Raw genomic sequence first — 25,298 nt, forward strand, 5'->3', positions numbered from 1 at the left:
TGTTGACCGTCGCCCAGTCCCGTATGGCACGACACGCACGGATCGTGGAGATCCTGATGCGAAATGCGGTGCGGAGCCAAGGAGAACTTCTGGAGCTCCTGTCCCTTGACGGTTACGAAGTGACCCAGGCCACCTTGTCGCGGGACCTGGTGGAGATCGGTGCGGTGAAAGTGCGTCGGGGAAAGTCACTGGTTTACGCGGTTCCAGGGGAAGGCGGAGACCGCACCCCTCGACCTGCGGTGGAAACGGACGAGATTGATGTTCGCTTGAAAAGGCTCTGTGAGGACCTGTTGGTGACGGCCACGGCCTCGGCGAACCTGGTGGTTCTTCGTACCCCGCCCGGCGCGGCGAATTACTTGGCTTCTGCCATTGACCGTGCTGATCCGGACGAGATCATCGGCACGATCGCTGGTGACGACACGGTTCTGATCGTCACAGTTTCTGCTCAGGGTGGGCAGGAAGTTGCGGATCGACTGCTGTCCTTGGCCTCAGGTATGTCATGAGATCACATATCACTTTGAGGGATGATCGATGTCAGAACTTGTGAATTCAGGTGGCGCTGTGTCTTTGTGGGGAGGAAGGTTTACCGGCGGACCGGCGGAAGCTCTGGCCGAGTTGAGCCGGTCGACGCACTTTGACTGGCGGCTAGCTCCGTATGATTTGGCAGGGTCACGCGCACATGCTCGGGTTCTCCGTGCTGCTGGTCTGCTCGACGAAACTACGTTTGCGACGATGATCGAAGGGCTGAATGCTCTCGGAGCGGAGGTCGCATCGGGTGCTTTCCTCCCTACCTTGGGCGACGAAGACGTGCACACGGCGTTGGAACGTGGTCTGATCGAGCGAGTTGGCACTGAGGTGGGCGGCCGGCTCCGGGCAGGAAGATCTCGTAACGATCAGGTGGCTACGCTCTTCCGGATGTATCTGCGGGACCATGCACGGGTCTGTTCAGGGATGCTCTTGAACGTCGTAGATGCTTTGATCGCGCAGGCTGCGGCCCATCCGGGTGTTCCGATGCCAGGCCGGACACATCTTCAACATGCCCAGCCGGTGTTGTTGGCCCATCATCTGTTGGCTCATGCGTGGGCTCTGCTGCGTGATGTGGAACGTTGGCGTGATTGGGATGTCCGGGCAGCGGTCTCCCCGTATGGTTCTGGAGCACTCGCCGGTTCTTCACTCGGGTTGGACCCGGATTCGGTCGCCTCGGATCTGGGGTTTACCTTGGCTTGCGAGAACTCGATCGATGGCACGGCGAGTCGTGACTTTGTCGCTGAGTTCTCTTTTGTCTCAGCGATGGCCGCAGTGGACGTATCTCGCTTTGCGGAGGAAGTATGTCTTTGGGCTACGAAGGAGTTCGGTTTCATCACCTTGGATGATGCCTACTCGACTGGGTCAAGCATCATGCCTCAGAAGAAGAACCCCGATGTCGCTGAGTTGGCGCGTGGCAAAGCGGGTCGTTTGATTGGCGACCTAGCTGGGCTTTTGGCCACGTTGAAGGGGCTGCCGCTGGCTTACAACCGTGATTTGCAGGAAGACAAAGAGCCTGTCTTCGACGCAGTCGACACCTTAGAAATGTTGCTGCCTGCTGTGGCAGGGATGACATCCACATTGATTTTTCATAGTGAGCGGCTCGCTGAGCTGGCTCCTCAGGGTTTTTCCTTGGCGACAGATGTTGCAGAGTGGTTGGTCCGTCAAGGAGTAGCCTTCCGCGTCGCACACGAGGTCGCTGGCGCGTGTGTGCGGGTCTGCGAGACGCGAGGTATCGAGTTATGGGAGCTCACCGATGGTGATCTGATCGCTATCTCGCCGCATCTCACTCCCGAAGTGCGCTCGGTGCTTTCGGTGGAGGGCTCCCTGGCCTCCAGGGATTCTAAGGGCGGGACGGCCCCGGTGAGAGTGGCTGAGCAGATCGCCCGGGCGTGCACAGCAGCTGAACAGGCACGTTGCTGGACTTCTGAGCAGGTCGTGGTCTGTGACTGATGTTTTTTTGACGGAGCGCTTCTACGCTCGTCCAGTCCTGGAGGTCGCACGTGATCTGCTGGGATGCGTCATCGCTCATTCCGGTGTGGCGGTACGACTCACAGAGGTGGAGGCGTACGACGGTGAACACGATCCGGGATCGCATGCTTTTCGCGGGCGTACACCGCGTACAGAGGCGATGTACGGCCCACCGGGCGGCTTGTATGTTTACTTTGCCTATGGGATGCACTTCTGCGCGAACCTGGTTTGCCGACCAGAAGGACAAGCAGCAGGGGTCCTGTTGCGAGCAGGCGAAGTCGTAGCGGGTGAAACGGTGGCGGTGGATCGCCGCATGGTTCGTAAGAAGCCCTCGCTGGGTCCTGACAGGCAGGCGATTGAGATTCGTCCGCGAGATCTAGCATGTGGTCCTGCTCGTCTGACGACGTGTCTTGCGATTGGACGTGCCGAGAACGGCCTGCTCACCACATCTGAGGGGAGCGCCGTAAAGGGGCTCTTCCCAATTGATGGTGTAGGTCGGGCGGCCATCATGCGGCAGTAGGGGGTGGGCGCGTCGGTGCCGGGGTAGGCGTCGAGGCCTTCCGAGGATGAAGGTTCCTACACCAGCCATCCAAGAAGACCTCGACGTGCGCGACGCTACCTTCACCTGCCCTGATCTGGCCATGTTCACCGGCGTGAGCGACCTCGGCCTGATCATCACCGGCCAACGCCTTCTGCCCGACAAAGCGGTCCTGGACGAGGGCCGCCGGGTCCTGATCAGCGACCCCGCGCGGTTCGACGGGGTGCGGGTGATCGGCGTCGATGAGCACGTGTGGCGCCACACCCGCCGCGGGGACAAGTACGTCACCGTCGTCATCGACCTGACCCCGGTGCGCGAGGGCACCGGCCCGGCCCGGTTGCTGGACATGATCGAGGGCCGCTCCAAAGCGGTCTTCAAGACCTGGCTGACCGGCCGCGACCAGACGTGGCGCGACGGACTCGAGGTCGTCGCGATGGACGGGTTCACCGGGTTCAAGGCCGCCGCCGAAGAGATCCCGCAGGTGGTCGCGGTGATGGACCCCTTCCACGTCGTCCGCCTGGCCAGGGACGCACTGGACCGGTGCCGCCGCCGAGTCCAGCTGGACCTGCACGGCCATCGCGGATTCAAGGGCGACCCGCTCTACCAGGCCCGACAGACCCTGCACACGGGCGCTGACCTGCTCACCGAGAAACAGCAGACCCGCCTGGTCGCCCTGTTCGACAGGCCCGAGCATGTCGAGGTCGAAGCGACCTGGGGCATCTACCAGCGGATGATCGCCGCCTACCGCGACCCCGACCGCGCCAACGGGAAGAAACAGATACGAGCCGTCATCGACGCCCTCGAGGGCGGCGTTCCCCGCGCGCTCACCGAGCTCATCACGCTCGGGCGGACACTGAAGAAACACGCCGACGACGTCCTGGCCTTCTTCGACCGCCCCGGCACCAGCAACGGCCCCACCGAGGCCATCAACGGCCGCCTCGAACACCTGCGCGGGTCCGCCCTCGGCTTCCGCAACCTCACCCACTACATCGCCCGCAGCCTCCTCGAAGCCGGCGGGTTCAGACCCCGACTACACCCTCAATTCGGATGAGTCCGTAAAGGTGACTCGTGGTGATCTGATCGATGATGCGCAGGTAGCTTCGGGGCCCAGGGTCGGAGTGGCAGGTTCTGGAGGAGATCCTGAGCGGTTCCCTTGGCGCTTCTGGATCAACGGGGACCGAACAGTGTCGGCCTATCGCCCGGCGGTTTCTCCGCAGCGACAGGGGTAAGGGATTATGGCCAAGGAGAGTCCACCGTCCGGGTGGCCTGGCGATCGAGAGGTAGTGAAATTGTGAGCAATGTGCTCGACGAGTTGATGTGGCGTGGCCTGGTGGCACAGACCACCGACGAGGCTTCGTTGCGTGAGGCGCTCGAGAACCCGCTCACGGTCTATTGCGGCTTCGATCCCACTGCACCTTCCTTGCATTTTGGCAATCTCGTGCAGTTGATACTGCTGCGGCATCTTCAACGGGCAGGCCATCGGGTCATCGGACTGGTGGGAGGGTCGACTGGTTTGATCGGGGACCCTCGGCCTACGAGCGAGCGGACGTTGAAGACCAAGGAACAGACCGCGGCGGACGTCGATCGTATTGCTGCTCAGGTACGTAAGATTCTGTCGATTGATGACAGCAACCCCCCAACCTTTGTGAACAACCTGGACTGGACCGCTCCGATTTCCGCCATTGATTTTCTTCGTGACTACGGGAAACACTTCAGGGTCAATCAGATGATCAAGAAGGATGCTGTGTCCGCCCGGTTGAGCTCTGAGCAGGGGATCAGCTACACCGAGTTCAGTTATCAGATCTTGCAAGCGCTGGACTACCTGCACTTGTACCGTGAATTTGGCTGCACGCTACAAACCGGTGGCCAGGATCAGTGGGGCAACCTCACCGCAGGGGTCGACCTTATCGGCCGGTCGGAAGGCGCCTCAGTGCACGTGCTGACGACTCCGCTTCTCACTGACAGCTCAGGTGAGAAGTTTGGTAAATCTGCAGGAAATGCAGTTTGGCTTGACCCAGAGATGACGAGTCCGTATGCGTTTTACCAGTATTGGCTCAACGTCGAAGACGCCTCAGTGATCATGCTGCTTAAGGTCTTCACCGATCGAACCCAGGATGAGATCGCTGAGTTCGAGCGTCAGGTGAGGGAAGAGCCCTTCCGTAGGACAGCACAGAAGCAGTTGGCTGCAGATGTGACAGAGCTGGTCCACGGAGTAGCTGCATCTGAGTCTGTCCAATCAGCTTCAGCGGCGCTTTTCGGTAAGGGCGACCTTCGAGGGCTGGCCATGACCACGCTGCGGGACGCCACAGACGAGCTTCCCGACGGTGTGGCAACTGTCGGCGATTCGCTGGTGGACGCGCTGGTTTCCTCAGGGCTGGTCGACTCCAGGAACGCAGCACGACGGGTGCTCTCCGAAGGGGGCGTCTCGGTTAACAACCTCAAGGTGAGTGATCCAGGAACGTTGCTTGTTGAGGAGGACTTCCTGGGAGGGGAAATCTGTCTTCTCAAGCGGGGACGCAAGGCCATGGCTGTGGTTCGCCGGGCATGAGCTCCCACGCTTGGAGGTACCCCCGCTGCGACGCTGCAAGCTTCTGAACAGCAGATTTGTACCTCTTGGGATTCTCTGGCTAATGTATTTCCTGTCAGCCCGGAAGGGAAGAAGCGAGGCGGAAAAGCCTCGGGTAAGCCTCGGGCTGACAGGTTCTCGATAGGAGAAGATGTCCTGAATCTACAGGGTTTCGATTCCTTGAATCTCGAAGAGTGAACTTGAACATCAAGGCACACTCTGATAGAGTTGAGAGCCTGCCGCCGAGAAGGAAGACTTCACGACGGAGCGCCGCCTCTTGCTAGGTTCTGCTAAGATCCTCTAGCTCGCAGGTAAGCAACCGATTCTTGAGAACTCAACAGCGTGCCGAAATCGATGCCAATTGTTTGTTGGTTTCAAGTCAATTCGGTCTTGACTTAATGGTTGAGACTTTTGGTTTGTTGCCAGGATTTTCCCGGCTAACTTTGTTGGCCTGGGGTTTTTCATTAATGGAGAGTTTGATCCTGGCTCAGGACGAACGCTGGCGGCGTGCTTAACACATGCAAGTCGAACGATGAAGACCAGCTTGCTGGTTGGATTAGTGGCGAACGGGTGAGTAACACGTGAGTAACCTGCCCTTCACTCTGGGATAACTCCGGGAAACCGGGGCTAATACTGGGTATGACCAATCTCCGCATGGAGTGTTGGTGGAAAGCTTTAGTGGTGAAGGATGGACTCGCGGCCTATCAGCTTGTTGGTGAGGTAATGGCTCACCAAGGCGACGACGGGTAGCCGGCCTGAGAGGGCGACCGGCCACACTGGGACTGAGACACGGCCCAGACTCCTGCGGGAGGCAGCAGTGGGGAATATTGCACAATGGGCGAAAGCCTGATGCAGCGACGCCGCGTGAGGGATGAAGGCCTTCGGGTTGTAAACCTCTTTCATCAGGGAAGAAGCGAAAGTGACGGTACCTGAAAAAGAAGCACCGGCTAACTACGTGCCAGCAGCCGCGGTAATACGTAGGGTGCGAGCGTTGTCCGGAATTATTGGGCGTAAAGAGCTTGTAGGCGGTTTGTCGCGTCTGCCGTGAAAATTCGGGGCTTAACTCCGGACGTGCGGTGGGTACGGGCAGGCTAGAGTGTGGTAGGGGAGACTGGAATTCCTGGTGTAGCGGTGAAATGCGCAGATATCAGGAGGAACACCGATGGCGAAGGCAGGTCTCTGGGCCATAACTGACGCTGAGAAGCGAAAGCATGGGGAGCGAACAGGATTAGATACCCTGGTAGTCCATGCCGTAAACGTTGGGCGCTAGGTGTGGGACTCATTCCACGAGTTCTGTGCCGCAGCTAACGCATTAAGCGCCCCGCCTGGGGAGTACGGCCGCAAGGCTAAAACTCAAAGGAATTGACGGGGGCCCGCACAAGCGGCGGAGCATGCGGATTAATTCGATGCAACGCGAAGAACCTTACCAAGGCTTGACATACACCGGAAACACGCAGAGATGTGTGCCCCGTAAGGTCGGTGTACAGGTGGTGCATGGTTGTCGTCAGCTCGTGTCGTGAGATGTTGGGTTAAGTCCCGCAACGAGCGCAACCCTCGTTCCATGTTGCCAGCACTTCGGGTGGGGACTCATGGGAGACTGCCGGGGTCAACTCGGAGGAAGGTGGGGATGACGTCAAATCATCATGCCCCTTATGTCTTGGGCTTCACGCATGCTACAATGGCCGGTACAAAGGGCTGCGATACCGCGAGGTGGAGCGAATCCCAAAAAACCGGTCTCAGTTCGGATTGGGGTCTGCAACTCGACCCCATGAAGTCGGAGTCGCTAGTAATCGCAGATCAGCAACGCTGCGGTGAATACGTTCCCGGGCCTTGTACACACCGCCCGTCAAGTCACGAAAGTCGGTAACACCCGAAGCCGGTGGCCTAACCCTTGTGGGGGGAGCCGTCGAAGGTGGGACTGGCGATTGGGACTAAGTCGTAACAAGGTAGCCGTACCGGAAGGTGCGGCTGGATCACCTCCTTTCTAAGGAGCATATAGGGTCCTTTCGTTACCAAATGTGTAACGGGGATCTGCTCAAGGGTGGAACATCGATGGATGGCATTTGCTGATGGTCAGCATCACGAGTACGGCTCTTCGGAGCAAGGAAAGTGTGTCTGGTTGGAGTGAATGTCGTGGCACGTTGTTGGGCTCTCAGGGCTCGGCTGCTCTTCGAGTAGTTGGGTGCTGATTGTTGATGTCCCATGTGGGTCATACCCGTTCATGACAGGAATGTTGTGGGTGTGAGGTGGCTCCGGTTGTGGGATGTTGGTTGGTGTTTTGAGAATTACACAGTGGACGCGAGCATCTTTGTGGCCAAGTTTTTAAGGGCACACGGTGGATGCCTTGGCACCAGGAACCGATGAAGGACGTAGGAATCTGCGATAAGCCTCGGGAAGTCGATAACCAGACTGTGATCCGAGGATTTCCGAATGGGGAAACCCGGCTGGAGACATGTCCAGTCACTCGCACCTGAATATATAGGGTGTGTAGAGGGAACGTGGGGAAGTGAAACATCTCAGTACCCACAGGAAGAGAAAGCAACCGCGATTCCGTGAGTAGTGGCGAGCGAAAGCGGATCAGGCTAAACCGAGCGTGTGTGATAGCGGTCAGGCGTTGCACGTTCGGGGTTGTGGGAGGTATCAGCTGGCACTGACTTGTCAGCAAGGAGTAAGAAATTTTCATGGTAGGCGAACGGTCTTGAATGGCCGGCCATAGACGGTGGCAGCCCGGTAGCTTAAACCTTGAGAACTCCTGATGCATTTCCCGAGTAGCACGGGGCCCGAGAAATCCTGTGCGAATCTGGCGGGACCACCCGCTAAGCCTAAATATTCCCTGGTGACCGATAGCGGACAAGTACCGTGAGGGAAAGGTGAAAAGTACCCCGGGAGGGGAGTGAAATAGATCCTGAAACCGTGTGCCTACAATCCGTCGGAGCCTCTTTGTGGGGTGACGGCGTGCCTTTTGAAGAATGAGCCTGCGAGTTAGTGCTCCGTGGCGAGGTTAACCCGTGTGGGGAAGCCGTAGCGAAAGCGAGTCTGAATAGGGCGTTTTAGTCGCGGGGTCTAGACCCGAAGCGGAGTGATCTACCCATGGCCAGGTTGAAGCGCCGGTAAGACGGCGTGGAGGACCGAACCCACTTAGGTTGAAAACTGAGGGGATGAGCTGTGGGTAGGGGTGAAAGGCCAATCAAACTCCGTGATAGCTGGTTCTCCCCGAAATGCATTTAGGTGCAGCGTTGCGTGTTTCTTGCCGGAGGTAGAGCTACTGGATGGCTGATGGGCCTTACCGGGTTACTGACGTCAGCCAAACTCCGAATGCCGGTAAGTAAAGCGTGGCAGTGAGACTGCGGGGGATAAGCTCCGTAGTCGAGAGGGAAACAGCCCAGATCACCAGCTAAGGTCCCTAAGCGTGTGCTAAGTGGAAAAGGATGTGGAGTTGCAGTGACAACCAGGAGGTTGGCTTAGAAGCAGCCACCCTTGAAAGAGTGCGTAATAGCTCACTGGTCAAGTGATTCCGCGCCGACAATGTAGCGGGGCTCAAGCACACCACCGAAGCTGTGGCATTGACACATTTCCTAAGCCTTCGTGGTTCAGGGGTGTTGATGGGTAGGGGAGCGTCGTGTGGCGAGTGAAGCATCCGAGTGATCGAGGTGTGGACGCCACACGAGTGAGAATGCAGGCATGAGTAGCGAATGACGGGTGAGAAACCCGTCCGCCGAATAACCAAGGGTTCCAGGGTCAAGCTAATCTGCCCTGGGTAAGTCGGGACCTAAGGCGAGGCCGACAGGCGTAGTCGATGGACAACGGGTTGATATTCCCGTACCGGCGAAGAACCGCCCATATCGAACCCAGTGATGCTAAGCATCCGAAGCCGCTGTTTTCAGTCTTTGGCTGTGAATGGATGGTGGAGCATGCGATCCTATCTGGTAGTAGGTAAGCGATGGAGTGACGCAGGAAGGTAGCCTCCGCGTGGCGATGGTTGTCCACGTTCAAGCATGTAGGGAGTCAGATAGGCAAATCCGTCTGGCATTATCCTGAGATGTGATGGTGACACCGTATGGTGGAAGCAGGGTGATCCTATGCTGCCGAGAAAAACTTCTAGCGAGGTTCGAGCCGCCCGTACCCTAAACCGACTCAGGTGGTTAGGTAGAGAATACTAAGGCGATCGAGTGAATCGTGGTTAAGGAATTCGGCAAAATGCCCCCGTAACTTCGGGAGAAGGGGGGCCCAAACCTTGAAACTCTTTACGAGTTAGGGGTAAGGGCCGCAGAGACCAGGGAGAAGCGACTGTTTACTAAAAACACAGGTCCGTGCGAACACGTAAGTGGATGTATACGGACTGACGCCTGCCCGGTGCTGGAACGTTAAGGGGACCGGTTAGCTCTTCGGGGCGAAGCTGAGAACTTAAGCGCCAGTAAACGGCGGTGGTAACTATAACCATCCTAAGGTAGCGAAATTCCTTGTCGGGTAAGTTCCGACCTGCACGAATGGCGTAACGACTTCTCCACTGTCTCAACCGCGAACTCGGCGAAATTGCACTACGAGTAAAGATGCTCGTTACGCGCAGAAGGACGGAAAGACCCCGGGACCTTTACTATAGCTTGGTATTGGTGTTCGGTACGGCTTGTGTAGGATAGGTGGGAGACTGTGAAGCTCGTGCGCCAGCATGGGTGGAGTCAACGTTGAAATACCACTCTGGTCGTACTGGATGTCTAACTTCGGACCATGATCTGGTTCAGGGACAGTGCCTGGTGGGTAGTTTAACTGGGGCGGTTGCCTCCTAAAAGGTAACGGAGGCGCCCAAAGGTTCCCTCAGCCTGGTTGGCAATCAGGTGTTGAGTGCAAGTGCACAAGGGAGCTTGACTGTGAGACAGACATGTCGAGCAGGGACGAAAGTCGGGACTAGTGATCCGGCCATGGCTTGTGGAAGCGTGGTCGCTCAACGGATAAAAGGTACCCCGGGGATAACAGGCTGATCTTGCCCAAGAGTCCATATCGACGGCATGGTTTGGCACCTCGATGTCGGCTCGTCGCATCCTGGGGCTGGAGTAGGTCCCAAGGGTTGGGCTGTTCGCCCATTAAAGCGGTACGCGAGCTGGGTTTAGAACGTCGTGAGACAGTTCGGTCCCTATCCTCTGTGCGCGCAGGAAACTTGAGAAGGGCTGTCCCTAGTACGAGAGGACCGGGATGGACGAACCTCTGGTGTGTCAGTTGTTCTGCCAAGAGCACCGCTGATTAGCTACGTTCGGAAGTGATAACCGCTGAAAGCATCTAAGCGGGAAGCACGCTTCAAGATGAGGTTTCCATGAGTCCTAGAGACTTGAGAGGCTCCCAGCTAGACTACTGGGTTGATAGGCCAGATGTGGAAGCACAGCAATGTGTGGAGCTGACTGGTACTAATAAGCCGATAACTTGTTTACAAAGATGCTACGCGTCCACTGTGTGATTCCCGGAACATCAACCGGGATGAACAATTTCATATGAGATTGTTGTGATTCTCTGAGGTTGGTAAGTACGAGAGAGTTACGGCGGTCATAGCGAGAGGGAAACGCCCGGTCCCATTCCGAACCCGGAAGCTAAGCCTCTCAGCGCCGATGGTACTGCACTGGTGACGGTGTGGGAGAGTAGGACGCCGCCGGACAATCATTCAGGAAGGGTCCTGACCACTACGTGGTCAGGACCCTTTTTGTGTTTGGGGAGTATTCCGTGTGGCTGGGAGCCTGGGGTGAGGCCCGGGTAGAGCATCTACCCACAGCCACCAGAGGACCCCACAGACAAGAACCCACGCTTCTATGCCAGCGTGATGATGCGACATCGCTATCAGAAGCGCTTAGGTGCGGATGGCTGGTGTTCGATAACCTTGTTGACGGTCGTGAAACGGCCGCGTGTGCAGATCAGAAGAGGGGAACGAAGTGTCTCAGGACCGAAATATGCTGGGATCAGGGCGGTCTCGGTGGAACCGAGTCGACGGAGAGCAGCAGCCCCCTGCCGGAGACAGCCATCAGACTACTCACGCTGTACAACGGGCGGAGGAAGACTCCCCTAAGTCGTCCCAACAGGGTAAAAAATCACGAGACGGCGAGCTGCCGAGAGGACGAACTGCTGACGGTGCAGCAGATAGAAAAACTCGCTTTGGGCGTTCTGAGCTAGGAAATCGGCACGACAGAAGATCGGCTGGTAGGCCGCAGCGAGAAGCTGACGAGACGGGACGAAGCCAAGGACGACAGAGCCAGGAAGGGCGCCCTGTGCGAGGGCGGAGAGATACTGATCGCCGTGGATCTTTCGGGGAACGTCCGAAGCGTTTTCGAGACGAACAAGATCGGGACGGTTCGAAGACCCCAGTGGGGGAGCGTCGTCCCTTCCGGTCTCGCAGCGGAGAGGGAGGACGCACTGCAGGACCCCGTAAGGACGAAAAATTTGAAGTCGTCAAACGCGGTGGGGCCCGGCTGGCGCCAAAACAAGAACGTAAGCCGGACCCAGCTATCGATGCAGATGTCACCGGGCTCGAAATTGACCGTGCAATCAAGAACGAACTTCGCACATTGAGTAAAGAGAACGCCAAAGGCGTAGGGCAACATTTGGTTATGGTGTCCCGGTTGCTGGACGTGGACATCAACGGTGCCCGTGCACATGCGGAAACAGCGGTCCGCAGAGCAGGGAGAGTGGCGGCTGTTCGTGAAGCCAGAGGGCTAGTTGCCTACCGAGAAGGCGACTACCAGATGGCGCTGAGTGAATTTAGGACTGCACGTAGGCTGTCTGGTTCACAGCATCTTCTGCCCCTCATGGTTGACTGCGAACGCGGGCTGGGACGTCCGGAAAGAGCTCTCGAACTGGCGGGATCCCCTGAGGCTCGTACCTTGACGAAAGCGGAACGCATCGAGCTTTTGATCGTCTGTTCTGGGATTCGCAGGGACATGGGGCATCTGGATGCTTCTGTAGTGCTGCTTGAAACCCCAGATCTCAATCCGAACAGGAGAGATCCTTGGTCAGCGCGATTGTTCTACGCATATGGTGAAGCATTGATGAGCCGTGGTGATCATGAACTTGCCCGTGCATGGTTCGCAGAAGCAGCAGATGCAGACACCGATAATCTCACCGATGCAGCTGAACGGCTTGATGAGATCGATGGAATCGTTTTTGTCGACCTCGGAGAAGAAGAGAACGACCTGCCTGGGGTCAGCTCGGTTAAGAATGGGGCTGATTCTGCGCAAGAGCAGGATGTTCAGCAGACGGGCCATATGAGGTAAACAGTCTGTGAAAGTGACATACTCGACTTTATCGAGAGATGGGAAACCGCTCCCAGTTCGCAGGAGAAAATTTCTATGACAGATGTGTCAGATTGCCTGGTTAGTTTTTATCGTGGGCTTATCTGCGACCTGGATGGCGTGGTCTATAGAGGATCAAACGCAGTGCCACATGCCGTTGATTCGCTTGCCGAAGCTCAAAGAGGAGGTATTGGCGTAGTTTACGCCACAAACAATGCCTCTCGCCCACCACGTGAAGTCGCTGATCAGCTGAGAGCGCTAGGCCTGGTGCTTGAAGAAAGGGCTGTTGTCACCAGCGCGCAAGCTGGTGCCGCATACCTGGCAGGAGTCCTCCCCGCCGGAAGCAGGGTTTTGGCCGTTGGAGGACCAGGTGTGGCACAGGCGCTGTCCGCAGCTGGCCTTCAGGCAGTGAGTGGCGCGGATAGCTCAGGCGGAGAAAAAGTATCCGCGGTGCTCCAGGGTTATGGTCGAGATGTCAGCTGGACGGATCTGGCCGAAGCTGCATACGCCATTTCAGAAGGAGCCCTTTGGGTCGCGTCGAATACTGATCTCACTATCCCGACTGCGCGGGGACTCGCCCCGGGGAACGGTTCCCTTGTTGGCGCAGTAAGACAAGCTGTGAAGATCGACCCCATCGTCGTCGGAAAGCCCCAAACTGCACTTTATGAACTCTCAGCCTCAGTGCTTCACGGAGAACTGACAGAGGTGCTCGCACTAGGAGATCGCCTCGACACCGACATCGAAGGAGCTAACAAGGCCGGGATCGATTCCTTGTTCGTCCTGACAGGGGTGAACAACGTCGCGGACGTTGTCATGTCGCCTGAGCTGCTACGTCCTCGATACATCGCTAGCGATCTTCGATCCTTGATGACTCCGTATGCAGAGCCGACTGTAAACAGCGATGGGAAGACCGCCACCGCAAGATGCGCAGATGCGGAGGTCATCGTTGGAACCAAGGGAGTGGAGAGTCTCGCCGGGGACCCAGAGTCGGCTATGCGGACCTTCGTCTCAGCGGCCTGGATGGCCCAGGACGCAGGGATTTTGCGCGACCAGGACGAGATCCGCCGCGCCGCAGACGCTGTGCAAGATGCGGCTCGGCGAGCTGCGCAGGGCTGACGATGGTTCACCCCGTCGACTCTGATAGCAACGGTGGCAAGCCAGTTCCTGGCTTGCCACCGGAGGCCTGCTGCGGGACACCCGAGAAGACATGTCAGCTGGAGATCAGCGGGACCTTCAAACAGCTCATAGAGCTTGAAACCAGTGATTTCGATGGTGCGATTGAGCTGGGAGCCCGTCTCTATCAGGATCTTCGTAGCCAGCTGCAGGAGGCAGCAGGAGGATGACCCCTTCGCGTATCGATGCTGCGCTGGTCGCTCGAGGTCTAGCACGTTCGCGTGGAGACGCTCAGGAGCTGATTCGATCAGGTGCGGTACAGCTCAATGAAACTGCTGTCCGCAAAATGTCGACCCCGGTACGCGAAACAGATCAGATCGTCGTCCGGAGGGAGGGTCCGCTCCCGGTCGGTCGTGGCGCGTATAAATTAGAAAAGGCTTTCGAGCTCTTCGGGAGAACTCGTGAAGATCCTTTTGACGTCGGGGGGCAGCGCTGCCTCGATATCGGTGCATCGACGGGCGGGTTCACCCAGGTTCTTCTAGCGCACGGCGCCAGAGAAGTCACCGCGCTCGATGTCGGACATGGGCAGCTGTCACCCACGCTCCGATCTGACCCTCGGGTGCGGGAAGAATCCGGTCGCAATATTCGCGAAACCTGTGCTATCGATATCGATGGCCCTTTTCCCATCATCGTCGGCGACCTGAGTTTCGTCTCCCTGGCACTGGTCATGCCTGCCGTCGCAGAGCTGATCGACGACCCAGGACAAGCTGTTCTTCTGGTCAAGCCCCAGTTTGAGAGCGGACGAAACGCCCTCGACAAGAACGGCGTCGTCCGTGACCCCCGCGAACACCGTAGAGCGATCTGCGCCGTGGCCCGTTCAGCGCGCGAACAAGGACTTTTTCCCAGAGAGATCCGCACAACAGGACTCCCCGGACGTACCGGAAATCACGAGTACCTAATGTGGATCACGACGAGAGAAGAACTCGCCTTGACCGACGACGAAGCGGCTGCCGACACTGCTGTTGATCTTCCGGGAAGGACACGATGACGCGCACAGTACTGCTCATCACCAATGTCACCCGCTCCGAGCTGCGCCACCATACCTGTGAGATCGCCTCCCTTTTCGCTCAAGCCGGGATGCAGGTGGCGATGGCCTCCAGCGAACTTGACGTTATTGGAAGAACAGCGAACTCCCCGATCATCGAGGCGGATGCTGATGTGCCAGCAGACGGAGTGGAACTGGTCTGTGTTCTCGGAGGAGACGGGACGATCCTCCGGGCCGCAGACATCGCCCGAGGGTCAGGAGTTCCCTTACTCGGCGTGAACTTCGGCCATGTAGGATTCCTGGCTCAAGCAGAACGAGATGCGCTCACCGATGTTGTCCGACAAGTGGTGGCTGGCGATTACGCCGTCGAAGATCGGATGACTCTTGACGTGACAGCGCTACATCGTCAAGACGTCATCGCTACCAGCTGGGCACTCAACGAGGTCACCGTCGAGAAAGCAGCCCGGGAACGCATGTTGGAGCTCGTGCTCGAGATCGACGGCCGACCGCTCTCGACGTGGGGGTGCGATGGCGTCATCGTGGCCACCCCCACCGGAAGCACGGCCTATGCCTTTTCTGCAGGAGGCCCCGTCGTCTGGCCCGATGTCGAAGCTCTCCTTTTGGTTCCCATCTCGGCACATGCGCTGTTCGCAAGGCCTCTTGTCGTCGGACCGGACTCGCACGTCGCTGTCGACCTGGTAGCAGGTACTGAAGGTCGGGGAGTCATGTGGTGCGACGGAGCCAGACCTGTAGAACTACCGGAAGCTGCTCGTATCGAAGTGCGTCGTAGCGATCTTCCTGTACGACTTGCCCGCCTTGACGACGCGCCCTTCACCGATCGGCTTGTAGAGAAATTCGCGCTATCCGTTCACGGATGGCGCGGCAGGAACAACACGAACCTCAGGTGATCGCAGAGTAGCCAGCTACAGAAAGCCCCAAGGCCGGCTCGGAAGAGCGACGATCCCCAGGGAAGACAGCCGGGAATCCAGCGGAACACGATCTTATGCCTACGCTGGCCTCATGCTCCGCCAGATGCGAATCCAAGGTCTGGGTGTCATCGAAGACGCCGTTCTCGACCTCAGCGATGGACTCAATGTCCTCACCGGTGAAACCGGTGCCGGGAAGACCATGGTGATCTCCGGGCTCGGGCTGCTTCTCGGAGCACGAGGCGACGCAGCAATGGTCCGTGCAGATGAACGCGCTGCTGTGATCGAAGGGCTACTCGACATTCCCGAAGGCCACCCGGCTCGGGAACGAGCGATCGACGCCGGGGCAGACGTTGAAGACGATCTGATCATCAGCCGTACTGTGTCCGCTGAAGGACGCAGCCGTGCACACGTCGGAGGCAGGCAGACTCCGGTCTCAGTGCTGGGCGACATCGGAGAGATGCTTGTGGCCGTGCACGGGCAATCCGATCAGTGGCGCCTCCGCAGACCTGAAGAACACCGGGTCGTCCTCGACGACTACGGTGCTGCTCCTCTCGCCCAGCTCCTGCAGGATTACGCTGCGGCCTACAGCGCGCTGGCCACGACCCAAGCGGCGATTCGGGAAGTGACTGAATCGAGCCGAGACCGAGCCGTCGAGATCGAGGTTCTGCGCAGAGGACTTGCCGAGTTGGAAGAACTCGATCCTCGCCCAGGCGAAGACGAGGAACTCCGTGCCGAGGACCAACGCCTTTCGCACACCGACGCGCTACGTGCTGCGGCCGGCATCGCCCATGACGCGCTAACCGGAGATCAGGAGGTGCCGGACGACGGTGGTGCCGCTGGCCTGCTCGCCGCCGCCAGGGCAGCCCTTGCCGGACAAGCCGATCACGACGAACAACTCGCGGAGCTGGAACGACGTACTGCTGAGCTGACCTACTTGACAGCAGATCTCGGAACTGACCTGGCTGCCTATCTCAATGACATCGATGCCGACCCCACTCGCCTCGCCATCGTGCAGGAACGACGAGCAGCGCTCGCGAGACTCACCCGGAACTATGGAGACGACATCGATCAGGTGCTCGACTGGGGGCGACGGGCAGCAGCTCGCTTGGACGAACTCGAAGGATCACACGACAGGGTCGAAGCCTTGCGTGCCCAAGCAGCGCAGGAACAGGAAACCTTAGCGGCAACAGCGATAACGCTGAGCCGCACCCGTCAGGAAATCGCGGTGAAACTGGGGCAGGCAGTAACCGAAGAGCTCACCCACTTGGCAATGGGGCGGGCTCAGATTGAGGTGGTTGTCGAACAACAAGAGGATCCCGAACGCGGACTACCGTTACCGGACGGACGCCGAGTACGTTGCCACCCCCATGGCATCGACGTCGTCGAGATCAGGTTGGCGGCGAACCCAGGCGCGTCTCCCCGGACCGTGGCCAAAGCCGCTAGTGGCGGAGAACTATCCCGAGTGATGCTCGCCTTAGAGGTCGTCACCGGAGCCTCCATCGAGGACAGTACAGCGCCACGACCACGCACTTTCGTCTTCGATGAAGTCGATGCAGGCGTGGGTGGCAAAGCGGCCCTGGATGTCGGGGCCCGCTTGGCCCAGCTGGCTCAACACGCCCAGGTCATCGTGGTGACCCATCTTCCTCAGGTCGCTGCTTTTGCCGACGCCCACCTGGTGATCCACAAGAGCAGCGACGGACAGGTGACAACCAGCGGGATCAGTGTTTTGGACGATGACGGCAGACTCCGTGAACTGGCTCGAATGATGGCCGGCGCGGAAAGCGAGGTTGCCGTGCAACATGCTCGAGAGCTCCGTGAGCAAGCGACCAGCCGTACCTGAGGAAAACCGCTCGGAGCGTTGCGGATACGGACCCAACGGGGATATTTACGGACGATTAACAGGCTCTGCCCACCTGTTCAAGACGGCAGAAAGATGGAAGATGGCAGCCCACCGAGCAGGTAGAAGGTCTCCACTCGGGCGAAGGTGACGTAGAATCAAAGTCCGTGGCGCAAACGAAACATATCTTCGTGACCGGAGGCGTTGCCTCGTCGCTTGGCAAGGGGCTGACGGCATCAAGCCTCGGATTCCTGCTTCGTCAACGCGGGTTACGGGTCACCATGCAGAAACTCGACCCCTACCTCAACGTCGATCCGGGGACGATGAACCCTTTCCAACACGGCGAGGTCTTCGTCACGGCAGACGGCGCGGAGACCGATCTCGATATCGGACACTACGAACGCTTCCTCGACGCACCTCTCTCCCAAGCTGCCAATGTCACCACCGGGCAGGTCTACAGCCAGGTCATCGCCAAGGAACGTCGCGGAGAGTACCTGGGTGACACAGTGCAGGTCATCCCGCATATCACCAATGAGATCAAAGAGCGGATGAGGGAACAGGCCTCGGCGAAGAAGCCGCCGCAGGTCATCATCACCGAGATCGGGGGGACCGTCGGTGACATCGAATCCCTTCCCTTCCTCGAGGCGGCCCGGCAGGTGCGTCACGACCTCGGCCGAGAGAACTGCTTCTTCCTGCACGTCAGCCTCGTGCCCTACCTCGCGCCGAGCGGTGAACTCAAGACAAAACCCACCCAGCACTCCGTGGCGGCGCTGCGTCAGCTCGGGCTCCAACCTGACGCCATCGTGCTGCGCGCCGACAGGGAGATCCCCGAAGGGATGAAGCGGAAGATCGCCCTGGCCTGCGACGTCGATCAGGAAGGCACCATCGCCTGCACAGATGCGCCCTCGATCTACGACATCCCCAAGGTGCTGCATGCCCAAGGCCTCGACGCCTATGTCGTCCGTCGTCTTGGTCTTCGTTTCCGGGACGTCGACTGGAAAGAGTGGGACGTCCTCCTGAACCGGGTCCACCGGCCGAGCAGCCATGTCGAGATCGCGCTCGTCGGAAAGTACATCGACCTCCCGGATGCCTATCTGTCGATCACCGAAGCGCTCCGGTCGGGAGGCTTCCACCATGACACCAAGGTCAAGATCCGCTGGGTGGCCTCCGATGAATGCCAGACCCCGGAACGAGCGCAAGCAGCACTCGGAGGCGTCGACGCCATCCTGGTCCCCGGAGGTTTCGGTGTTCGAGGCATCGAAGGGAAACTCGGCGCGCTGAGATGGTCCCGTGAGAACGGCATCCCCACTCTGGGGATCTGTCTGGGCCTGCAATGCATGGTCATCGAATACGCTCGAAATGTCGCCGGAATCGAAGGCGCCAGCAGCAGCGAGTTCGATCCGCAGACCCCGGCACCAGTTATCGCCACGATGGCCGAGCAAGAAGCCTTCGTCGAAGGTGCCGGAGGTGACATGGGTGGAACCATGCGGCTCGGATCGTATCCGGCCAAACTGCTCAAAGGGTCGGTCACCGCGAGTGCCTACGGGGCGCTCAAAGCGGACGAAAGGCACCGTCATCGTTACGAGGTCAACAATGCCTATCGGGGGCAACTGGAGAACGCCGGGTTGGTGTTCTCCGGGACCAGCCCGGACGGTTCCCTCGTGGAATTCGTGGAGCTTCCTTCATCGGTGCATCCGTACTATGTCTCCACCCAGGCCCACCCTGAATTTCTCTCCCGTCCGCACCGGGCGCATCCGCTCTTCGCCGGACTCGTCCGTGCTGCGCTCGACCGGCAGGAAGCTGCTCGGAGCACCGATCCGGAGTCAGCATCGGGGAAGAACTCAGACCGGAGAGGAAACGCCAAGAAATGAGTCTCGATGCGCCTCGCCTCGGTGCCGACGACTTGGCCGACGATTTTCTAGGTAAACCGGTCCTTCACACAGACAAAGTCTTCCAGGGCATGGTCTGGGACGTCAGAGCAGACCGGGTCGATCTCGGGGAGGCAGGGGAAGTCACCCGACAGTACGTCGAGCACCCCGGCGCGGTGAGTATCGTCGCGCTGCGCGAATGCCGCAGTGAACCTGAGGTTCTGCTGATCAAGCAGTACCGGCACCCGGTGCGGGCTACCGAATGGGAACTGCCGGCAGGACTGCTGGACATCGCAGGGGAACCAGCGAGGGAAGCTGCCGCCCGTGAGCTGGCCGAAGAGGCTGATCTCCGAGCCAAGAGCTGGCATCTGCTCACCGATCTTTTCCCGTCCCCCGGTGGGATCGGAGAAGCGATCCGTATCTTCCTGGCCCGTGACCTGACCGAGGTGCCGCTCGAGGAAAGACATGACCGCGATGCGGAAGAACTAGGCATGCCCACGGCCTGGGTGCCGCTCGACGAAGCGGAGAGAGCTGTCCTGGCGGGGAGACTCACCAACGGGGTCGCCCAGCTGGGGATCCTCGCTGCCGCGGCGGCCCGTCGACACGGATGGGCCACTTTGCAGGCAGCGGACACCGCATTCCTCGCGCTTCCCGGGAACCGTGGATGAGCGGGGCTTTCGGGAACATCCGCGGATCGGCAGAGTCACGCTGCCCCTGCGGCGGAGTTCCGACAGGAAATTCGTACCAGGAATGTTGCCAGCCGTTGCACTCGGGCACGGAACGAGCAGTTACTGCAGAACAGGTGATGCGCAGCAGATACAGTGCCTTTGCGCTAGGCGATGAGAGGTACCTGCTGCGAACCTGGCACCCCCGCACTCGGCCAGAGGCTCTGCGGCTCGACCCGGGGCATCGTTGGGTCTCGTTGGAAGTCCTGGGGACTCACGAAGGGCAGGACGCCGACGAGACCGGGGTGGTGACCTATCGGGCCCGGTCCCGCGGACATAACGGCGAAGAGAGCACCATGACAGAGATCAGCCGATTCGAACGACGAGCCGGACGATGGGTCTACGTCGACGGAGAGATCGTCGATTGACGACCCGGTACCCGTGAACAGGACGACAGGGAACCGAAAATGCCCTCGAAGCCATTCGTCGCGGCCGCGTACCATAGGACACGGTCGCTGCACCGTACGAGGGCTTGACCCTCCATAACGGGACGGCACCGTCTCCTGCACGACGTCTCTGCTCAGGAAGCTCCTAGGCGCGGACGGTGTGGGCGACCAATCCAGACCAGTGATCCATCGATCGAAGGACCCACCGTGCTCCGTACGCACACAGCCGGCTCCCTGCGGGCCGAGCATGCCGGAACGACCGTCACGCTCACAGGTTGGGTAGCCAACAGGCGCGATCACGGCGGCGTCGAATTCATCGATATCCGGGATGCCAGCGGGGTCGTACAGGTCGTGGCCCGTGACGAGGTGCTCACCGGTACAGCCCATGGCCTGCGCAACGAGTACTGCGTCAAGGTCACCGGTCAGGTCACCCCTCGCAGCGCCGAGAACATCAACCCTGATCTGCCCACCGGCCAGATCGAAGTCGTCGCCAGCGACATCGAGGTGCTCTCCGAGGCCTCCCCACTGCCCTTCCAGATCGATGAGCGCACCACCGTCGGCGAAGAGGCTCGGCTACGCCACCGTTACCTGGACCTGCGGCGACCCGGAGCGCACAATGCCGGACACGCGATCCGTCTGCGCAGCAAGGTCAACGCAGCTGCCCGGCATGTGCTCGGCGAACGTGACTTCGTAGAGATCGAGACGCCCACCCTGACCCGGTCCACCCCTGAAGGCGCTCGCGACTTCCTTGTCCCGGCCAGGCTCGCACCCGGCTCCTGGTACGCGCTTCCGCAGAGCCCTCAGCTGTTCAAACAGCTGCTGATGGTCGCCGGTATGGAACGCTATTACCAGATCGCCCGGTGCTACCGTGATGAAGACTTCCGTGCAGACCGCCAACCCGAGTTCACCCAGCTCGACATCGAGATGAGCTTCGTCACCGAGGACGATGTCATCGAAGTCGGTGAAGCCGTCGTTCGGGAGATCTGGCAGCTCATCGGCGTCGAGCTGCCCACGCCCTTCCCCCGGATGGCTTACGCCGAAGCGATGGCACGCTATGGGTCCGACAAACCGGACCTCCGCTTCGGCCAGGAGCTCGTGGACTGCACAGAGTTGTTCAAAGAGACTTCCTTCCGGGTCTTCCAAGCCGAATACGTCGGCGCGGTCGTCATGCCGGGTGGGGGCAGCCAGCCTCGTCGCCAGTTCGACGCCTGGCAGGAATGGGCCAAGCAGCGTGGGGCCAAGGGGCTTGCCTACATCACCGTGGGGGAGGACGGCACACTGGCCGGACCGGTGGCCAAGAACCTCTCCGAAGCCGAGCTCGCTGCACTGCCTTCGCACACCGGCGCTCAACCAGGTGACTGCATCTTCTTCGCTGCAGGTGCCATCAAAGCGAGTCGCGCACTCCTCGGCGCGGCACGTCTCGAGATCGGCAAACGCTGCGGGTTGATCGACGAGAACACCTGGAGCTTCCTCTGGGTGAACGATGCACCGCTCTTCGAGCCGACAAGCGAAGCCGTGGCCGCTGGCGATGTCGCCGTGGGCAGCGGCGCCTGGACCGCGGTACACCACGCCTTCACCTCCCCGAAGGCCGAATACCTGGACACCTTCGACAGCGACCCTGGGCCTGCGCTGGCCTACGCCTACGACATGGTCTGCAATGGCAACGAGATCGGAGGTGGATCGATCCGTATCCACCGACGAGACGTCCAGGAACGTGTCTTCAAGGTCATGGGGCTTACCGAAGAACAATCGCAGGAGAAGTTCGGATTCCTCCTCGACGCCTTCGCCTATGGTGCCCCGCCGCACGGTGGAGTCGCCTTCGGCTGGGACCGCATCGTGATGCTGCTCGGCGGATACGACTCGATTCGCGACGTGATCGCCTTCCCGAAATCCGGTGGTGGCTTCGACCCCCTGACCGAGGCCCCGGCCCCGATCACCCCTCAGCAGCGTAAAGAAGCCGGTGTCGACGCGGCACCGCAGACATCGTCCTCGACGAAGGCTCCCGAAACGGACGCCAAACCCGGCGCATGACAGAAGAGGACACACGCTCTTCCTCGTCGGTGCGGCTCACCACTGTGTCAGGGGCGGGCCGCACCGACGAACGAGGTGAAGAGCTCATCTTCGACGAGAAGTCCCGTCCCGGAATCGTCCTGCTCGATGCCGATGGCGTACTACAACGGCCTCCGGAGGACTGGCTGGAACAGCTCCTGGCTATCGGAGGAGGACCGGACTTCGTCGAAGACTGTTTTCACGTGGAGAAATCTTCCCTACGGGGAGAGAGCGACTTCCGGAACGATGTGAAGAACTATCTCGCGACCCGAGGACTACATGCTGTCGATGTCGAAGACGTCCTAGCGCCCTGGTTGCAGATCGAGGTTGATCCCGGAGCCCTGGCCATCGTGGCCCAGCTACGGCGTGGCGGGACCCGCTGTTACCTGGCCACCAATCAACAAGCCATCCGTGCAGCTCATATGAAAGAACATCTCCGGTACGAGTCAGTGCTGGACGGGTGCTTCTACAGCTATGAACTCAAGGTCGCCAAACCCGACCCTGCCTACTTCGAGCGCATCCTGGCAAGACTTGGCGCAGCTGCCGCTGACGTCCTTTTCGTCGACGACCGCGTCGACAATGTCGAATCAGCGCGCTCAGTAGGGTTGCATGCCGAAGTCGTCGAAGGCTTCGACGACGGAGACTTCCTACGCAAGATCTTCACCGACTACGGTCTGCTGCCTCCGCAGCACGAATAATCTTCGGGCCCGGCTCACTTGTCCCAAGAGAGCCGGGCCCGAAGATCATCAGAACGAAGATCAATGCTTGATGGCGTGTTTCTGATGCCACCTGCGTAGCGGGCCCGGCGCCCACCAGTTCCACCGCCCCAACAGGTGCATCGTGGCCGGTACCAGCAGCATGCGGACAACGGTGGCATCCAGGACCACGGATATCGCCAGACCCACACCGATCTGCTTCACGATCAGCATCTTCGCCATGGCCAAACCAGCCAAGACGATCAGGATCAGTAAAGCGGCGCTGGTGATGATCCGTCCTGAACGTTGCAGGCCCAGCTCGACGGCCCTCTCGTCGTCATAGCCCTGCTCGTGCAGCTCCACGATCCGTGACAGCAGGAAGAGTTCGTAGTCCATGGCCAACCCGAACCCGAAGGCCAACAGGATGACCGGAGTCACCGACTCCACTCCGTGAGTAGAGGTGAACCCCAAGACCTCCTGCAGATGTCCCTCCTGGAAGATCCAGGTGAGGATGCCCAGGCTCGCGCCCAAGGACAACACATTGAAGATCAACGCTTTCAAGGGCAGAGCCAGTGAACCGGTCATCAGGAACATCAGCACCATGGTGGCCGTCGCGACAATTCCTGCTGCCCAAGGAGCACGCTCGCGGATCGCATCGAGGTAGTCGGCGAGCTGTGCGTCCGAACCGGTCACCCAGGTCTGGAAAACAGGCCGTTCCGAGCGCAGGCTCGTGACGATGTTCTTCCCCTGGTCGTTCTCCGTGGCAGCGCCCTTCGCCCGGACACCCAAAGCAGAGTACTGATCGTCGATCGGTCGGGCAGGGTCCACGGAGGAGACTCCGGCGATACGCGAGACGACGTCGCGTCCATAGGTGTCCAATTGCTCGGGGGTGGCTCGGGCGACGACCACTGCAGCCGGTTCGCTCAACATCGGGAAATCCCGTCGAACACCTTCGATGAACTGGCGTTCCGTGCTGCCGGCTGGGAGCAGCTCGGTGCTCGAGGAGACCTGCCGCATCCCGAGTACGGGCCAGGCCAAGGCCAACAACAATGCGGTGGCTGCTACCACCATCGGAATGTAGGTGCGGGCCACGAACCGTGCCAGACGGGCGAAAAGGCCCTCATCGGGGGAGTCATCACTGCGTCGACGGACCAACCGGCGACCGCCCAGGAAACAGAGCGCCGGGACCAGTGTCATCGCTACCGCCAGCGCCACCAACACCACGGTGACCCCAGCCAGCCCCACCGCGCGGATCACCGGAGCGGGAAAGACTGTCAGACCGGCCAAGGAGATCGCGACGATCAATGCGGAGAAGAAGACGGTCCGTCCCGCAGTGTTCACCGTCTGCGCAGTGGCCTCCACCAGATGTTCGCGATCCAGCTGTGCATGGTCAGTCTCCGGGGCGAGCCGACGGACCTCCTCGCGGAACCGGCTGACGATCAGCAAGCCGTAGTCGATGCAGAGCGCCAAGCCCAACAAGGTGGTGATGTTGACCACGGTGGCGTCCAACTCGGTGACGAAAGAAAAAGCCCACAAGCTGGCCAGACCACCAGCGATGGAGGCCAAGGCACCGACGATCGGTAGACCTGCCGCGAGGAAGCCCCCGAACACGAAGACCATGACGATCAAGGAGAGCGGGAGCGCGATGCCTTCACCTTTGGCCAGGTCGGTCTGGATCTGGGTGGTGATGTCCTCGAGGAAAGTGATGCCGCCACCCAGGGTGACCTTGGCGCCAGGGACCGCGGCGAAGGCATCCTGCGCCTGTTGGCGCGACTCTCGGGCGAGGTCCAGCCGCTGGGTTTGGGAGAGGGCTCGGTCGACGACCAAGACCATCATGAAGCTGTCCTCACGGTCCTGAGCGAACAGACCGTCGGTCTGCGGGGTGCGGGCTCCGCCGGGGACGACGAAAGGGGAGGTCGCCCGGGTGACATACTTCGTGGTGGCGAACTTCTCCTGTAACCGGGATCCTGCTTCGAGAGTCGCGGGTTCGGTACTGCGAGCGCCTTCGACCCGGATCAGAATGTTGGGTCCGGTGTCCTTGGCCCGTTCCAGAAGAGTGCTTCCTTCGTGGGATTCCTTCGGGACAAAGGGCTCGGCTTGATGCAACCGGGAGAAGAGCGAAGGGGCGCCGAGCGCACCGGTGGCCCCGGCGTAGCACAAGGCCGAGACGACGAGCCACAGCACGACGACCAGACGGGCATATTGTGCCATGGCACTGCCAGCTCGGTACAGAAGAGGTCTCGACCCGGTACGTGCTTCATGCGCTTCGGCGATCACGGGACAACTC

Annotated in this window: 15 protein-coding genes, 3 rRNA genes and 1 pseudogene; 18 read left to right on the forward strand and 1 reads right to left on the reverse strand. The window is 59.8% G+C overall.

Annotation, left to right across the window (positions count from 1 at the left end):
* The first annotated feature begins 2 nt into the window (after nt 1-2).
* The 18 genes and pseudogenes from DX923_RS05140 (at nt 3) to DX923_RS05245 (ending at nt 23,014) form a co-directional block, all read left to right on the forward strand.
* Nucleotides 3-503, forward strand: coding sequence for an arginine repressor (locus DX923_RS05140; RefSeq protein ID WP_116113174.1), 501 nt, complete (start codon nt 3-5; stop codon nt 501-503).
* 28 nt (nt 504-531) lie between these two features.
* Nucleotides 532-1,977 carry an argininosuccinate lyase gene (gene argH / locus DX923_RS05145; RefSeq protein WP_116113176.1) on the forward strand — a complete coding sequence of 482 codons (1,446 nt, stop codon included), beginning with the start codon at nt 532-534 and terminating at the stop codon, nt 1,975-1,977.
* Nucleotides 1,970-2,515, forward strand: a complete 546-nt coding sequence (locus DX923_RS05150; RefSeq protein WP_116113177.1) for a DNA-3-methyladenine glycosylase — start codon at nt 1,970-1,972, stop codon at nt 2,513-2,515. The genes argH and DX923_RS05150 overlap by 8 nt, the downstream gene beginning before the upstream one ends.
* A gap of 184 nt (nt 2,516-2,699) precedes the next feature.
* Nucleotides 2,700-3,584, forward strand: a pseudogene (locus DX923_RS05155) (ISL3 family transposase); the annotation flags it as partial.
* A gap of 240 nt (nt 3,585-3,824) precedes the next feature.
* Nucleotides 3,825-5,081: a tyrosine--tRNA ligase gene (gene tyrS / locus DX923_RS05165; protein ID WP_116113179.1), complete on the forward strand. Its 1,257-nt coding sequence runs from the start codon at nt 3,825-3,827 to the stop codon at nt 5,079-5,081.
* A 482-nt stretch (nt 5,082-5,563) separates the two neighbouring features.
* Nucleotides 5,564-7,083, forward strand: a 16S ribosomal RNA gene (locus DX923_RS05170).
* A 328-nt stretch (nt 7,084-7,411) separates the two neighbouring features.
* Nucleotides 7,412-10,519 (forward strand): 23S ribosomal RNA (locus DX923_RS05175).
* Between the two features lie 104 nt (nt 10,520-10,623).
* Nucleotides 10,624-10,740: ribosomal RNA gene (gene rrf / locus DX923_RS05180) — 5S ribosomal RNA — on the forward strand.
* Together the 16S, 23S and 5S rRNA genes form the textbook arrangement of a ribosomal RNA operon.
* Before the next feature lie 700 nt (nt 10,741-11,440).
* Nucleotides 11,441-12,346, forward strand: coding sequence for a tetratricopeptide repeat protein (locus DX923_RS16630; protein WP_240322764.1), 906 nt, complete (start codon nt 11,441-11,443; stop codon nt 12,344-12,346).
* A 75-nt stretch (nt 12,347-12,421) separates the two neighbouring features.
* Nucleotides 12,422-13,480 (forward strand): HAD-IIA family hydrolase, encoded by a 1,059-nt coding sequence (locus tag DX923_RS05200; RefSeq protein WP_116113183.1) that lies wholly within the window; start codon nt 12,422-12,424, stop codon nt 13,478-13,480.
* Between the two features lie 223 nt (nt 13,481-13,703).
* The gene (locus DX923_RS05210; protein WP_116113186.1) at nt 13,704-14,525 is read left to right on the forward strand and encodes a TlyA family RNA methyltransferase; all 822 of its coding nucleotides are present in this window, start codon (nt 13,704-13,706) and stop codon (nt 14,523-14,525) included.
* Nucleotides 14,522-15,430 carry an NAD kinase gene (locus DX923_RS05215; RefSeq protein ID WP_116113188.1) on the forward strand — a complete coding sequence of 303 codons (909 nt, stop codon included), beginning with the start codon at nt 14,522-14,524 and terminating at the stop codon, nt 15,428-15,430. Before DX923_RS05210 ends, DX923_RS05215 begins: the two co-directional genes overlap by 4 nt.
* 112 nt (nt 15,431-15,542) lie before the next feature.
* Nucleotides 15,543-17,291 (forward strand): DNA repair protein RecN, encoded by a 1,749-nt coding sequence (recN, locus tag DX923_RS05220; protein ID WP_116113189.1) that lies wholly within the window; start codon nt 15,543-15,545, stop codon nt 17,289-17,291.
* A gap of 164 nt (nt 17,292-17,455) precedes the next feature.
* Nucleotides 17,456-19,159: a CTP synthase gene (locus tag DX923_RS05225; protein WP_116113191.1), complete on the forward strand. Its 1,704-nt coding sequence runs from the start codon at nt 17,456-17,458 to the stop codon at nt 19,157-19,159.
* The gene (locus DX923_RS05230; RefSeq protein ID WP_116113192.1) at nt 19,156-19,824 is read left to right on the forward strand and encodes an NUDIX domain-containing protein; all 669 of its coding nucleotides are present in this window, start codon (nt 19,156-19,158) and stop codon (nt 19,822-19,824) included. Before DX923_RS05225 ends, DX923_RS05230 begins: the two co-directional genes overlap by 4 nt.
* 137 nt (nt 19,825-19,961) lie before the next feature.
* Complete coding sequence (locus tag DX923_RS05235; protein WP_430732292.1) at nt 19,962-20,249, forward strand: YchJ family protein; 288 nt, start codon at nt 19,962-19,964, stop codon at nt 20,247-20,249.
* A gap of 225 nt (nt 20,250-20,474) precedes the next feature.
* Nucleotides 20,475-22,298, forward strand: a complete 1,824-nt coding sequence (gene aspS / locus DX923_RS05240) for an aspartate--tRNA ligase (RefSeq protein ID WP_116113196.1) — start codon at nt 20,475-20,477, stop codon at nt 22,296-22,298.
* Nucleotides 22,295-23,014, forward strand: coding sequence for an HAD family hydrolase (locus DX923_RS05245; RefSeq protein ID WP_116113198.1), 720 nt, complete (start codon nt 22,295-22,297; stop codon nt 23,012-23,014). The genes aspS and DX923_RS05245 overlap by 4 nt, the downstream gene beginning before the upstream one ends.
* Nucleotides 23,015-23,074: 60 nt before the next feature.
* Here the strand turns inward: DX923_RS05245 and DX923_RS05250 are convergent, their stop codons facing one another.
* Nucleotides 23,075-25,222: an MMPL family transporter gene (locus DX923_RS05250; RefSeq protein WP_116116168.1), complete on the reverse strand. Its 2,148-nt coding sequence runs from the start codon at nt 25,220-25,222 to the stop codon at nt 23,075-23,077.
* Between the last annotated feature and the right edge of the window lie 76 nt (nt 25,223-25,298).

It is taken from the genome of Austwickia chelonae, assembly GCF_003391095.1.
Taxonomy (GTDB): Bacteria; Actinomycetota; Actinomycetes; order Actinomycetales; family Dermatophilaceae; genus Austwickia; species Austwickia chelonae_A.

Bases quoted from the DNA above. Each gene is read 5' to 3' on its own strand.
- DX923_RS05200 (WP_116113183.1), top strand. From the start codon at position 12,422: ATGACAGATGTGTCAGATTGCCTGGTTAGTTTTTATCGTGGGCTTATC.
- DX923_RS05250 (WP_116116168.1), bottom strand. From the start codon at position 25,222: ATGGCACAATATGCCCGTCTGGTCGTCGTGCTGTGGCTCGTCGTCTCG.
- DX923_RS05215 (WP_116113188.1), top strand. From the start codon at position 14,522: ATGACGCGCACAGTACTGCTCATCACCAATGTCACCCGCTCCGAGCTG.
- DX923_RS05210 (WP_116113186.1), top strand. From the start codon at position 13,704: ATGACCCCTTCGCGTATCGATGCTGCGCTGGTCGCTCGAGGTCTAGCA.
- recN (WP_116113189.1), top strand. From the start codon at position 15,543: ATGCTCCGCCAGATGCGAATCCAAGGTCTGGGTGTCATCGAAGACGCC.
- DX923_RS05230 (WP_116113192.1), top strand. From the start codon at position 19,156: ATGAGTCTCGATGCGCCTCGCCTCGGTGCCGACGACTTGGCCGACGAT.
- DX923_RS05245 (WP_116113198.1), top strand. From the start codon at position 22,295: ATGACAGAAGAGGACACACGCTCTTCCTCGTCGGTGCGGCTCACCACT.
- argH (WP_116113176.1), top strand. From the start codon at position 532: ATGTCAGAACTTGTGAATTCAGGTGGCGCTGTGTCTTTGTGGGGAGGA.
- DX923_RS05235 (WP_430732292.1), top strand. From the start codon at position 19,962: ATGCGCAGCAGATACAGTGCCTTTGCGCTAGGCGATGAGAGGTACCTG.